General features: G+C 64.9%; 10 protein-coding genes and 1 pseudogene. 7 read left to right on the forward strand and 4 right to left on the reverse strand.

Annotated features, from left to right (window positions below; genetic code table 11):
• Window positions 1-67: 67 nt before the first annotated feature.
• A complete protein-coding gene (locus BLQ43_RS10310) occupies window positions 68-427 on the reverse strand; it encodes a helix-turn-helix domain-containing protein (protein ID WP_090020489.1) in 360 nt (119 codons plus the stop codon).
• 156 nt (window positions 428-583) lie between these two features.
• On the opposite strand from BLQ43_RS10310, the gene BLQ43_RS10315 reads away from it, so the two are divergent.
• Together BLQ43_RS10315 and BLQ43_RS10320 are read left to right on the forward strand one after the other, a co-directional pair.
• A complete protein-coding gene (locus BLQ43_RS10315) occupies window positions 584-1,024 on the forward strand; it encodes a helix-turn-helix domain-containing protein (protein WP_090020491.1) in 441 nt (146 codons plus the stop codon).
• Window positions 1,025-1,286: 262 nt separating this feature from the next.
• Window positions 1,287-2,585 carry an MFS transporter gene (locus tag BLQ43_RS10320; protein WP_090020493.1) on the forward strand — a complete coding sequence of 433 codons (1,299 nt, stop codon included), beginning with the start codon at window positions 1,287-1,289 and terminating at the stop codon, window positions 2,583-2,585.
• Between the two features lie 3 nt (window positions 2,586-2,588).
• Here the strand turns inward: BLQ43_RS10320 and BLQ43_RS10325 are convergent, their stop codons facing one another.
• On the reverse strand, window positions 2,589-3,632 hold the full coding sequence (locus tag BLQ43_RS10325; RefSeq protein WP_090020495.1) for a zinc-dependent alcohol dehydrogenase family protein: 1,044 nt from the start codon (window positions 3,630-3,632) through the stop codon (window positions 2,589-2,591).
• 197 nt (window positions 3,633-3,829) lie between these two features.
• Window positions 3,830-4,744 carry an AEC family transporter gene (locus BLQ43_RS10330; protein ID WP_090020498.1) on the reverse strand — a complete coding sequence of 305 codons (915 nt, stop codon included), beginning with the start codon at window positions 4,742-4,744 and terminating at the stop codon, window positions 3,830-3,832.
• 326 nt (window positions 4,745-5,070) lie between these two features.
• On the opposite strand from BLQ43_RS10330, the gene BLQ43_RS10335 reads away from it, so the two are divergent.
• Window positions 5,071-5,967 carry a glycine betaine ABC transporter substrate-binding protein gene (locus BLQ43_RS10335; protein WP_090020500.1) on the forward strand — a complete coding sequence of 299 codons (897 nt, stop codon included), beginning with the start codon at window positions 5,071-5,073 and terminating at the stop codon, window positions 5,965-5,967.
• A 159-nt stretch (window positions 5,968-6,126) separates the two neighbouring features.
• Window positions 6,127-6,972: pseudogene (locus BLQ43_RS10340) on the forward strand (YifB family Mg chelatase-like AAA ATPase); the annotation flags it as partial.
• 606 nt (window positions 6,973-7,578) lie between these two features.
• Here BLQ43_RS10340 and BLQ43_RS10345 read toward each other — a convergent pair.
• The gene (locus BLQ43_RS10345) at window positions 7,579-9,291 is read right to left on the reverse strand and encodes a patatin-like phospholipase family protein (RefSeq protein WP_090020503.1); all 1,713 of its coding nucleotides are present in this window, start codon (window positions 9,289-9,291) and stop codon (window positions 7,579-7,581) included.
• A gap of 391 nt (window positions 9,292-9,682) precedes the next feature.
• Between BLQ43_RS10345 and BLQ43_RS10350 the strand changes: the two genes are divergently transcribed.
• The 3 genes from BLQ43_RS10350 (at window position 9,683) to BLQ43_RS10360 (ending at window position 13,209) form a co-directional block, all read left to right on the forward strand.
• Window positions 9,683-10,696, forward strand: coding sequence for a T6SS phospholipase effector Tle1-like catalytic domain-containing protein (locus tag BLQ43_RS10350; RefSeq protein WP_090020505.1), 1,014 nt, complete (start codon window positions 9,683-9,685; stop codon window positions 10,694-10,696).
• A gap of 39 nt (window positions 10,697-10,735) precedes the next feature.
• On the forward strand, window positions 10,736-11,818 hold the full coding sequence (locus BLQ43_RS10355; protein WP_090020507.1) for a patatin-like phospholipase family protein: 1,083 nt from the start codon (window positions 10,736-10,738) through the stop codon (window positions 11,816-11,818).
• A gap of 98 nt (window positions 11,819-11,916) precedes the next feature.
• On the forward strand, window positions 11,917-13,209 hold the full coding sequence (locus tag BLQ43_RS10360; protein WP_176758632.1) for a dipeptidase: 1,293 nt from the start codon (window positions 11,917-11,919) through the stop codon (window positions 13,207-13,209).
• Window positions 13,210-13,265 lie beyond the last annotated feature (56 nt).

Consider the following 13,265-nt stretch of genomic DNA (forward strand, 5'->3'; position numbering starts at 1 on the left):
GCCAAATTCAGGGTAAGTGACCGCCGGTTGTGGTCAAAGGGAGCGCTGATCGTGGCGCTCTCGGCGGTTACGACGCGCGCAGGACGCGGGCGATCTTGGTGAGCCGGCGGATGGTGTCGGGGTCGGCGGGGCGCAGGGTTTTGATGTGGTCGCGCAGGGCGCGGCGGTGTTCGGTGTCGCGGCTGGGCTGGTCGGCCAGGTCCAGCAGGTCGGCGACCGTGATCTCGAAATAGGCGGCGATGCGGACCAGTTCCGGCAGGGGCGCGGCGTTGCGGCCGTGCTCGATCTTCTGCACGCGCTCGCGTGACTTGCCCAGGCCCGCCGCCAGCTCTTCCTGCGTGAGGCCCGCGTGCTCGCGCAGTTCCCGCACGCGCGCGCCGAAGGCGCGCCGTATGGCTGCGTCATCGATCTCGTCTACCTGACTCATGCCGCAAGCCTCGCCCACGCGGGCCGGGCGGGAGAACGTCAATCTCGGCGCGAATCTGGACGAATCAACGGGAAACGCGTAGAAAAAATACGCGTACAGGTGGTAGGTTGAGCGAAATACGTCGCATGAGAGGCACAGCGCGGAGTTACAGTTCGCATGCCGGTTGATCAGGACAACGCGCGGCCGGTTCTGCCCGAAACGCGGCGCGTCGCGGCCGTGATCGCGCGGGTGCGCGTGGACGCCGGCCTCTCGCCCGACCGCGCGGCCGAGGTCACGGACGCCGACCCCGATGCCGTCCGCGCCTACGAGGCCGGCATGCGCGGCGTTCCGGCGACCTACGTGTACGCCCTGCTGCGCGCCTGCGGCACGCCCTTCCCGACCTTCCTCGACATGCTCTTCGCGTCTGCCGATTGGGGCGAGGACGCGGGCGACCCGGCGCCCCTGCCGCCCGATGCCACGCTGCTGGAAAGCGCGCTGCGCATGTGGCGGCTGCAGCCCGAGGGCATCGAGGCACACCTGCGCGGGATCGTGGACGAAACGCTCGCGGCCGGGGGCCATCCCGCGAGCGGCCCGGCGCTGGCGCTCATCCGCTCCTGACCGCCGCACGCCTCGAAACACGCCGCCGCGACTGCTACAGCATCGGACGATTGTTCGTGGTTAAGAACGTGGATGCGCGCAACGGTGTGCGCGCATGACGCAACGGGGAAATCCGCACCGTCATGTCATGGCCGCCCGCCGCCTGCCACCGGACCGCGATCCGGTGGTCGCGGCCATTCACACCTATTCACACCTGTTTCTGAAAAGCTGTCCGGTGCTCTAGCCTCCGGGGCCGGTTCAGCATTCCGGCCCGCGAGGCAGCATGGCGACGACGGCCGAGGCCCCCGCCCGCGACGACACCACGCTTTCCGCCGCCGCCAGGCTTTGGGCGCTTCTCTTCGGCATGGGCTTGTTGCTGGTCGGCAACGGCCTGCAATCCAGCCTGCTGGGTGTGCGCGCCGACGCCGAGGCCTTCGGCGGCTTCGTCACCGGGCTGGTGATGTCCGGCTACTTCCTGGGCTTTTTCGCCGGCTCGCTGCTCACCCCGCGCTTCGTCCGCCGCGTGGGGCACGTGCGCGTCTTCGCGGCGCTGGCTTCGCTCGCCTCGATCGCCATTCTGGTGCACAGCGTGCTCGTGATCCCGGCGGTGTGGGCGGTGATGCGCCTGCTGACGGGCTTCGCCTTCGCCGGGCTCTACATCGTCTCGGAGTCCTGGCTGAACGACAGCGCCAGCAACACGCTGCGCGGCAGCCTGCTGGCGCTCTACATGGTGATCAGCTACCTGGGCCTCGCGGGCGGGCAGTTGATGCTGAACGTCGCGGGGCCGGAGCAGCACACGCTCTTCATCCTGTGCTCGATCCTGATTTCCTTTGCCCTCGTGCCCATCCTGCTCTCCTCCACGCGCCAGCCCTCGGCGGACACGCCCGAGCCCATGAGCCTCGCGCGCCTCTACACCGTCTCGCCCCTGGGCGCGGTGGGCTGTTTCGGCACCGGAATCGCCAACGGCGTGATCCTCGGCATGGGCGCGGTCTACGCCCGCCAGACGGGGCTGAGCGTGGCCGAGGTGTCGATCTTCATGACCGCGCTGGTGCTCGGCGGCGCCATCCTGCAGTGGCCCATCGGCAAGCTGTCCGACCACCTGGACCGGCGCACCGTCATCACGGGCGTCGCGGTCCTGGCCGCGCTGGCGGCGGGCGGCGTGCACCTGGCGGGTGCGGTGTCGGACCTGGCGGTGCTGGCGACGGCGGCGCTGATGGGCGGGGCGGTGCTGAGCCTGTATCCGCTCTTCCTCGCCTACACCAACGACCACCTGGACCCGCGCCAGATGGTGGCGGCCAGCAGCGCGCTGGTGCTGTCCTACGGCGGGGGCGCGGTGCTCGGCCCCTCGGGCGCGGGGTGGCTGATGGACCTGATGGGGCCCGAGGGCTTTCTCTTCTACCTGGGGCTGATCCACGTCGCGATCGCGGGATTCGGCGTCTACCGCATGACGCGCCGCCCCGCGCCCACGGATCAGTACCCGCACATCCTCACGCCCTCGCAGGCCTCGCCCGTCAGCGCCTCCTGGGCGGAGGAGAGCTACGAGGCCGCGGCGGCCGAGGAAGCCGACGCCGAGACGCGGTGAGCCTTACCCGAACGACGTGATGACGGCGATGCCGGCGTCGGGCGTGCGGTCCATCGCCATCAGGCGCTCCGCCCCCTCGGCCAGCGAAACGTGCCGGGAAATCAGCGCCGCCGGGTCCAGCCGCCCCGTTTCGATCAGGCGGAAGAGCGTGGGGAAGCGGTGCCCGGCCATGCCGTGACTGCCGCGCAGCTCCAGCTCGCGCGCGATCACCTCGTCCATGGGCAGCGGCGGCGCGGCGTGCTCCCCGGTCAGCAGCCCCACCTGGACGTGCCGGCCCTGCTGGCGCAGGCCCCGGATGGAGTTCCGGCAGGTCGCGGTGTGGCCGAGCGCGTCCAGGCTCACGTGCGCGCCGCCGTTCGAGGCATCGCGCACCGCCTCGGCCACGTCGGCGGCGGTGGCGGCGTTCACGCTCGCGCTTGCGCCCAGCGCCCGTGCCCGGTCCAGCGCCGCGGCGTTGACGTCCACCGCGACGACGTGCGCGCCCGCCGCCACGGCGATCATCACCGCCGACAGCCCCACGCCGCCGCAGGCGTGCACCGCCACCCACTCGCCCGTCTGCAGGCGCCCCTGCTCGATTAGCGCGCGGTAGGCCGTGGTGAAGCGGCAGCCCAGGCTGGCGGCGGCGGGATAGCCGAGGTTCTCCGGCAGGCGCACGAGGTTGCTGGCGGCGTTGGGGACGGCGACGTACTCGGCGAAGGCGCCCCACTGCGTGAAGCCGGGCTGGCGCTGGTGCTCGCAGATCTGCTGCTGGCCGGACCAGCAGCTCGGGCAGCTGCCGCAGGCCATGACGAAGGGCACGGTCACACGGTCTCCGGCCCGGAATGCCGGGCAGTCCGGGCCGGTCGCGACGACCTCGCCGGCCAGCTCGTGCCCGGGCACGTGGGGCAGGCGGACGTTGGGGTCGTGGCCCTGCCAGGCGTGCCAGTCCGAGCGGCAGATGCCGTTGGCGTGGACGCGCACCACCGCGCCGTCGCGCGGCGGCTCTGGGTCGGGAACGCTGCGCACGCCGATGGGGCCGGCGAAGGTGTCGAACTGGGCCGCGCGCATGCCGCTCTCCCGTGGCCGGTTTCAGCGCCGGTGGTACGCGCCGCGGCGGGCCGCCGGCAAGACGGTCTTCTCCCAACACGCAGTCAGCGGAACGACCCAGACCACACGCGTTTAGCGGCGGCATATCGGCTAGGGTCCTTTCTCCTTTAGGAGAAAGACAGAATGAGGCCATGCCTTTAGCTGTTTAAGTCACCCGCTTACAGCCGCACCGCCACCAGCGCCGCCGTCACCACCAGCGGCGCCAGCAGGGTGGAGACGAAGACGATGGCCGAGGCCAGCTCCTCCTTGGCCTGGTACTCCACGGCGAAGATCGCCAGCAGGATGCCGGCGGGCGCGCAGGTGCTCACCAGCAGCAGGGCGCGCAGCTCCGCCGGGAAGGGCAGCAGGAACACGGCCGCCGCCGTCAGCAACGGCGCCGCCAGCAGGCGCAGTCCCACGGCCGTGGCCGTCTCCCGCGCCGGAATCCGAAGGCCGCTGCGCGCCAGTTGCGCCCCCAGGCTGACCAGCGCCAGGCCGACGTAGGCCTTGCCGAAGGTGTGCATGGGGGTGCGCAGCACCTCGGGGATCGACCAGTCCAGCGCGTTGAGGCCGAGGCCGATGGCGACCGCCGGCAGCATGGGCGTTTCCACCAGCGCCTTGGCGTGGCCCAGCACGCTCGTCCGCCCCTGGGCGTAGACCAGCGGCACCACCAACAGCAGCAGGACGGTGTGGATGGAAACGATCACCACCTGGTGCGTCACCAGATCGCCGCCGAACGCCAGCTCGATCAGCGGGATGCCGAAGTTGCCGCCGTTGGGAAAGGCGCACGCCAGCGCCACCAGCGGCCGGCCCTCGTCGCCAAGGCCCGCCGCGCGGGCGGCCCACCAGCCCACCGCCAGCAGCACGCCGAACTGGACGACGGTGAACAGCGCCGTCCCCTGCACCTGGCTGAGCGGGATGCGCGCCTCCGCCAGGGTGACGATGATGAAGCAGGGAAACGCGCCGTAGACCAGCAGGCGGTTCAGCGTCGCCACGTCGAAGCGCAGGTGCTTTTGCAGCCCGTAGCCGCCCAGCGCCAGCAGCACGATGGGCAGCGTGATCCCGACGACGACGTCCTGAAGGATGGCGAGCATGCGCGTGGGCTCCGAAGCGGCGGCTGTGATGCGGCGCGACAGGCTGCATCTGCGCCCGCGCGGTGCAAGGAGCGGGGTGATACGGCGTGCAGTCCCGGTCGCCGCGCCGGTTGCGGCGAATTGCGGACACTCATCGCCGGGATTTCGCAGCTTTATTTCGCAATCGCCTTTGGGCGTGCTACCGTCGCGCCGTGAATTCGGATCGAGGCGACATGATCTCGACCGGATGTTTGGCTTTCCGATTTTGGCAAACGCCAAGCGTCGGCGCTCGTTCAGGCGCCGCGTTCATGAAGAAACACGACCGGAACGACAGGGAGAGAGGCTTCATGGTCAAACACAGCATCCGCGCGCTCGCCATGGCCGCGGCCGTCGCGGTTGGGTTCGCGCCGGCCGCCGGTGCGCAAGCCATCACGGTGGGCGGCAAGAACTTCACCGAGCAGCTGCTGCTCAGCGACATGACGGGGCAGTACCTGGACGCGCACGGCTTCGACGCGGACGTGCGCAACGGCATGGGCAGCACCGTGCTGCGCCGCGCCCAGCTCAACGGCCAGGTCGACCTCTACTGGGAGTACGTCGGGACCTCGCTGATCACCTACAACAAGGTGGAAGGCGGCGCGAAGATGTCGCGCCAGGAAGCCTACGAGAAGGTGAAGAAGCTGGACGCCGAGAAGGGCCTCGTCTGGCTCAAGCCCTCGCAGGCCAACAACACCTACGCCATCGCGATGGAGGAGGAAGACGCCGAGAAGCGCGGCGTTGAGACCATCAGCGATCTGGCGAAGCTGGTCGAGGGCGGCAAGGAGCTGACCTTCGCCACGGACGCCGAGTTCGCCTCGCGCCCCGACGGCCTGCCGGGGTTGCAGGAGCACTACGGCTTCTCCTTCCCCCGCGCGCAGGTGAAGCGCATGGACGCCGGCCTCGTCTACAAGGCGCTGAACGAGGACGAGGTGAACTCGGCCATGGTGTTCGCCACCGACGGCCGCAACGCCGCCTTCGACTTCCGCGTGCTGGAGGACGACCAGAACTTCTTCCCCAACTACGCCATCACGCCCGTGGTGCGCGAGGACGTGCTGAAGAAGCACCCCAAGCTGCGCGAGCTGATGAACGAGCTGTCCAGCAAGCTGGACGACGCCACGATGCAGCGCCTGAACAAGCAGGTGGACGTGGAAAAGAAATCCGTCTCCCAGGTCGCCGAGACCTTCCTCAAGGAGAACGGGCTGATCTAACGCCCCTCCACCCGCTACACCTGCTTTTGGGGGCCGCCATCCGGCGGCCCCCTTTTTGTGCGGAGGTTCGGTGACGGTCAGGGCGTTTTCCCGCTTGCGTTACACGCGTCTGGTGTGGTCGGTGCACACCATCGTGCCCGCCAGCACAGGGGAGCCGGCATGGTCGCGCGCGTGGCTACCGTCGCCTTCCGCGGCATCGAGGCCGTGGACGTCGAGGTTCAGGTGCAGATGTCGCAGGGCCTGCCCGCCTTCCAGATCGTGGGCCTGCCCAACAAGGCCGTGGACGAAAGCAAGGAGCGCGTGCGCGCCGCCCTGGGCGCGCTGGGCCTCTCGCTGCCGCCCAAGCGCATCACGGTGAACCTCGCCCCCGCCGACCTCGCCAAGGAGGGCAGCCACTTCGACCTGCCCATCGCGCTGGCGGTGCTGGTGGCGATGGAGGCCGTGCCGGCGGAGGACGCGAGAACCTACCTCGCGCTCGGGGAACTCGGACTCGACGGGCGGCTGGCCGACGTGGCGGGCGCGCTGCCGGCCGCGATCCACGCCAACGGCCGCGACCTTGGCCTGATCTGCCCGGCGAACCAGGGCCCGGAAGCCGCCTGGGCGGGCGAGGACGTGGAGGTGCTAGCCCCCGACAGCCTTATCGCCCTGGTGAACCACTTCAAGGGCTCGCAGATCCTCACCCCGCCGGCGGCGCAGGTCGCCACCGCGGACGGCCGCGCCCCCGACCTCGCCGACATCAAGGGCCAGGAAACGGCCAAGCGCGCGCTGGAGATCGCCGCCGCCGGCGGGCACAACATGCTGATGATCGGCCCGCCGGGCGCCGGCAAGTCCATGCTGGCCGCGCGCATGCCGGGGCTGATGCCGCCCCTGGACGCCCGCGAGGCCCTGGAGGTCTCGATGGTGCACTCCGTGGCCGGCGGCCTGCCCGACGGCAAGCTGATCAGCCAGCGCCCGTACAGAGATCCGCACCACAGCGCGTCCCTGCCGTCATTGACGGGTGGCGGTGTGAATTACATTAGTTCCTGCGACAAAACATCGGTCAATGCGACTCGCGTGCCTAGCAAGCGTGAGGGCGGTACGAAGGCTGGACCTGCTGCGTACCCTTGTCACGCTAGGTCTTCTTGCACGCCGCCCGGCGCGCGACTGGATTGGCGTGGCGGGGTGGCGCACCGCCTGGCCGCGCGATGTCCGCGTGCGGCCGGGGCCGGCCGGGCCGGGTTCGTGCTCTGAGGAACCTATCCCCGAGGCAACGCTCCTCGCCGCGTGCCACCGGCCGGACGCACCCCAAAATACGGCGACGAGCCGGGACCATGAGGACACGGCCAAGGTATTAATTAACGCAGCTCACTGCCGAACCTTGGCACGAATCCGGGTAATTAAGAGAAGCCAAACAGGATCTAGCTGTTATCGCCACGCAATAGTTTCTTGACTCTCTGTTCTATATTTGGGCCAATGTTACGATATGTCTCTTCAACACTCTGAACCCGCTCAAGAACCCATTGCGCGTCTCCCTCGCTAAAATCCACATCCTTGGTAAAATATTCCTGACCTGAGGGGGTTTCCTGCCGCAGCGCAACGGTCGTAACGTTCGACTGCTCATCGTGGCTCGGATTAGTGACCATTGCCTCCACCTCCCAGCGCCTCAGAAAGAATCGATGAGAATACCATAGCATAAGCACCAAACAAACGCATAAACACTCTATCTATGTACTCCCGCCACAGATCCTCACTGCTGTCAATGGATACCACGCCCAACGGCTTCATCCCTGTGGACGTGCCAGCGGCCGTGCCCGTTGGCGACCAGACGGGAAGTGCTATGATGGATTGCAAATTCGGAGAAACCATCGCCATTTCATACTTCGTCATGTAAAGTGACCTACGACTATTGCGGCTAACATTCAGATAAACTGCTTTCCGTTTGTGAAATGCTGCAGGGGCCCCTGCATTTCGGGAATCGATCATTAGGGCGTCATCAGGGTCGCTACTCGCCAGTCCACTCGAGGCAACAATCTTGAACGAAAACCGACCACTGCCGACCGGTTGTATGAACATCGCCCTTAAGGTTACGGGCTGGAGCGTATCGTCGCTTGCGCGAATTTCGCTGCTTCGGTTTTCGAGAGCAACGCGAAGCTCGTGAAGAAACCGCGTCAACTGCCCCTTCATGTGGCAATCGAAATCAAAAGTTTCCCGCGCCCTGCTATATCCTTCTCGATAGGCCTCGGATGCTTTCTCAGCAGACATATCAAGATCAAATGGCGCAATTGACGGGCTCAGTGAAACAACATACAAATCGCTTAATAGTTCATCGGTGATGCGCTGGTTACCGAAAATTCCAGCTTTGCCCACTTCCGTACAGAAATGAGAAAACGCGGCAATATTTCGGACTGATGGCCTATTCAGAAAAAATGATTTTACACATTCAGTCATGTAGCTGCGGTCAGACCGCCTTGTTGGAGTGAATTTGCTTTCACCCCCGTCGAGTTCGAATGCCAACAAAGGAACACGATCTTGTATTTGACGCTCAATGTAACGTTTCTCGTCTGAGAAAACCCATGCCGGGAGATTGCCAACTAAGCCGCCGTCTAAAAAGCAACGTGAAGAAGAGTCGTAGGAATGCTGTTGGCTGGAATGCTGCTTATTTGCCTCTTGTACGTCGACCGGCGAAAAAACGAACGGTATTGAGATAGACGCTAAAACAGCATCGGCTATGACTACGTCGGGAGTGTGGTGGCCGAATACCACAGGCCGACGATTGATGACGTCAGTCGCAACAATTTTTAGAAAAGCGGCCCAATTATGATCTAATGGGTCTATGTCGCGAAAACAAACCCAATCTGGCAAAGACTCGTCATCGTTTGGGACTCCGAGATTACTTGCCAACTTTACGCGAATTATGTAATTAATTCGTTCACGTAGCGAAGATATATCTATATAATAAAAATTTTCAATAATCGACTTCTGAACCGTGTGGGAACTCGGAACAATTCGACCAACGTGGCGGCCGAAATTCAGCATCAGAAATGCATAAATATTACTTTGAGCACTGGCTTTACGGAATGTTCGCCACTTTTTATGACCGAATACGGTGATCGGATCGGCCGCATAATTGGTTAATATATTGGAGGAGGGAGAGGCAGGATCAATAAGGTCGTCGGATCGATATCCAATTGCGACTAGGGTGGCGACTAATGCACCAGCCGAGGCGCCGGCTACACCGCGGAATACATAACCTTCCTCCTCCGCAGCTTTGAGTGCTCCGGCGTGAGCCACGCCCATTGCGCCACCGCCTTGGAAGACGCCCAGTGCAGTTGTCACGATGGCCATTCTACTTCATTGGGGAACATGGATGTTGATAGGGTGGGGCAACCATATCTGGGATGCAAGCGGAAAATGTGGAAGTAAGACACCGGAACACGTTAAGCGGGTGGGGTGAAAGCCCCTTGGAGATACATGGGGACTCGGCGCGGGCAACGGCACGCGTACCGCTTTGCTGGCGCTTCAAAGAGACATGATCAGGTGTCCTGGGGGAGCTGGGGCGTCGTGCAGGCAGAGGTGGAGTGGGCGCTGATTTCGTAAACCGCGGTTGTTGGCGACCCCGTGCGCTGAAGAGTCAGGTAGATTGAGGTTGGCCGCATACACCATATTTTTGCAACGTTCGCCAAAGGTGGTTACCCTTCAAACCTACAAACTTGGGTTGTGAGCTACCGGGGGATACGTGAAGACCATCGTTGTCTGCTGTGACGGCACTGGCCAGAAGTTTGACGGAAACAAAACCAATCCACTGAAGTTCTATTCGTGTCTCCGTGAGAGTCCGGAGCAAAGGTGCTTCTACGATCCGGGTGTGGGAACCTTCGATCCCGAGCGTGTCGAGTTCGGCAAGACATGGTTGCACAAAGCGGCAGCCTGGCTTGGAAAGGTTCGTGGCAAGGCCCTAGGTCACGGGATCGTACGCAACATCACGGACGCCTATCGCTACCTCATGAACGTTTACGAAGAGGGCGATCGCGTCGTTCTGATCGGCTTCAGCCGCGGGGCGTTCACGGTCGAGGCACTCGCGGGCTTGCTCCGCAAGTGTGGGCTTTTGCTGCCGGACCACGACAACCTGCTGCCGTACGCCATCGAGATGTACTTGCAATCGGGTAACGAGCAAGTGGCCGCGGACTTCAAGGACACGGTGGCGCGCTCCTGCCGGCCCAGCATGATCGGAGTGTGGGACACGGTGGCCAGCCTGGGGCCGTTCCTGCGTTCAGAGCGCCATTTCCTCAACGGGCCGGTCGGAGACCTGGCGGATACGGCTTACAAGGCGCTCTCCATCGATGAACGCCGCAGGCCGTTCGCACCAAGCCGGTGGCTGCTCCCAGAGCGTGAGAAGGGTTTTGAGGAAGTATGGTTTGCCGGCGTTCACAGTGATGTCGGCGGCGGTTACGCCGAGGCTGGCTTGGCCCATGTGCCGTTGCAGTGGATGATCCGGAAAGCGCAGGATAACGGCGTGGCGTTCGATCACGACCGCGTCAAACGATACGCACCAGAAGCATGCGGTAAGCTGCACAACTCGTTGAAATGGTATTATTGGGTCTTGGTCCCGTACGAGCGGCCAATTCCTCAAGGCGTTCGGATACACGAGAGCGTGGAGACACGCCGGCAGCATTGTGATTACGCGCCCGGCAACCTTCCGAACAGTTATGAGGTCGACGAGACACCTGTCGATCCTGGAGCTCCGCGAGAATGACGAAGAGGCGTTCCAGGGCGTCGAGTGGTACGGGGAATCATGGCGGATCGGTACGTTTTTGCGATCGACGGCGGCGGCATACGAGGGGTGATTCCCGCCGTGGTGCTGAAAGAAATCGAGCGGCGCCTGGACCGCCCGATTTCCGCAGTGGCCGACATTATCGTCGGGACGTCTACGGGTGGCATCCTGGCCGTCGGCCTCTCGCAGGTTCAGGAGGGGCCGCTGCGCTCGGCGGCGGAGTTGCTGCAGCTCTACCTCGAACAGGGCCCGGAGATCTTCGCAGGGCCTGCTGATCGGGGTGACGGCGGGGGTCGGGACGATTCACCTCCGCGCGGTAAAGCCGGATCGGTCGGTGCGATCGAGGACGACAACCAAGTCACCGGCCTCTTCGATCGGAAATACCCGGCCGACGGCCTTGTGAACGTGATCCAGGAGGTCGTGGGCGAGTATACGCTCGACGACCTCACGACCGGGATGCTGGTCACGTCCTACGACCTGCAAACGCGGCGGCCGCGTTACCTCGGCTCTCCCAGTGCGCGCGACGGCCAACTGGTCGCGCCCCAGAATGTCTCCTTGGTGGACGCCGCGCGCGCGACCTCGGCGGCACCGACGTTTTTCGAGCCGGTCCGAGCCCAGGCGCTCAACGAAGAGGCCACGTTCGACCTCATCGACGGCGGCGTGTTCGCCACCAACCCGGCCAGCGTCGCCCTTACGGCGGCACGCGCGATCTTCCCGGACGACGATATCCACGTGATCTCGTTCGGCACGGGGACCGACCAGGAACCGCTGGATTACGACACGGTGAAGGACTGGGGCGCGGTCGGCTGGGTGCGATCCCTGATCTCCATCCTGATGGACGGCCCCGCGGATCTGGTCAGCGACCAGCTTCGCACGTTCCTCGGGGACCGGTACTGGCGCTTCGACATTCCCCTCGAACGGCTGGACGACGATACGCCGGCGCCCAGCGGTGCCATGGACGATGCGAGCGCAGAGAATCTCGAGCGGCTGCGTCGAACCGGCGAAGCGCTCGTCGAACGGGAAAATGAGCGCGTTCAGGCTTTGGTGGACCGCTTGAGTGCAAACGCGTCCGAAGCCGGCCGTGGTGAGTTCCCGACGAGTTGATGGCTGTGAGGTGTTTGATGCGTGCGATGCGCAGGTTCGGGCCCCTCGTCGTGGCGTGTGGCCTTCTCGCCGGTTGCGCGGATTGGATCGACGAAGACATGAACGCCGTCTACGAGCCGGCCGATGCCCCGGCTGTGACGGAAGAGACCCGCGAGCTGCACTCCTCCCTGTTCGTCGCGGATCTGCACGCGGACACCATGCTCTGGGACCGCGACCTGCTCGAGCGCGCGGACTTCGGGCACGTGGATCTGCCGAGGCTCGTCGAGGGCAACGTCGCCTTGCAGGTCTTCGCGGTGGTCACGAAGACCCCGAAGAAGGAAGAAGCCCCGGCGGACGCGGAGCTGGTCAATCCGAAGGCCAGCAAGTGCATCGCGCCCGACAATCTGAATGAGGTCGGATGGCTGCAGGTCGCACAGATGCGGCCGCTCGATACATGGTTCAGCTTGCACGACCGCGCGTTCTATCAGATCGATCGGTTGAAGGGCTTCATCGACCGCTCCCAAAAGCGCCACGAAGCGAACGCCAAAGCGCCTTACCTCATGCTCGTCCGCGACGTTGGGGACCTCCAGGAGCTGATCGCCAAGCGGCAAAACGGTGAGCCGGTGGTTGGAGCGCTGCTTGCCGTCGAGGGCGCCCACTGGATTGGCGGAGACGGCATGCCCGTCGAGAAGGGCGTTCGGGAACTCTTCGACGCCGGCGTTCGGATGGTCGCCCCGACCCATCGCTTCAACAACGCCCTCGGCGCGTCCAGTGAAGGCTGCGACCAGCGCGCGGGCCTGACCGACGACGGGCGCACATTCCTCGAGGCCGCCGAGGGTCGGGGCATGGTGATCGATCTCGCTCATGCCACGGATCGCGGCATCTCGCAGGGAACCGCGGACCGTTCGGGTCCGGTGGTCGTCTCGCACACCGGGGTCAGAAGTCGGTGCGACCAGGCACAGCACGCCGGCGACTGTGTCTACGAGCGCAATCTACGGAGGGATGAGATCCAGGATGTCGCCCGCACTGGCGGCGTGGTCGCCATCGGCTACTGGCCGCAGGCGGCCGGGCGCGGAATGGAGTCCGTGGCCGCTACGTTCCATGCAGCGTATAAGGCGCTGAGCGCGCCCGACTTCGTGGACGAGATGCGCCGCCAGGAACCGGACTACGATCCGTTGGATCACATCGCTCTGGGCTCCGATTTCGACGGGGCCGTGAAGACTCCCTTCGACGTCGCGGGCCTTCAGACGCTGACGGCTGCGTTGCGGCAGTTCCCGACACCCGAGGGCGTGCCCGCGTTCGATGACGAGGCGCTGCGTCGGATCTATGGACGGAACGTCTGCAAGATTCTCGCGGCACAACTTCCTGCCGATGGCTCGGACACGCCCGAAAACACGTGTTCCAATCTGTGACGGACACGGCAACACGCGTCCCTCGGGAAGTCGGCATCCCCGGACCCGGCGGATCG

This window comes from Limimonas halophila (genome assembly GCF_900100655.1).
Taxonomy (GTDB): Bacteria; Pseudomonadota; Alphaproteobacteria; order Kiloniellales; family Rhodovibrionaceae; genus Limimonas; species Limimonas halophila.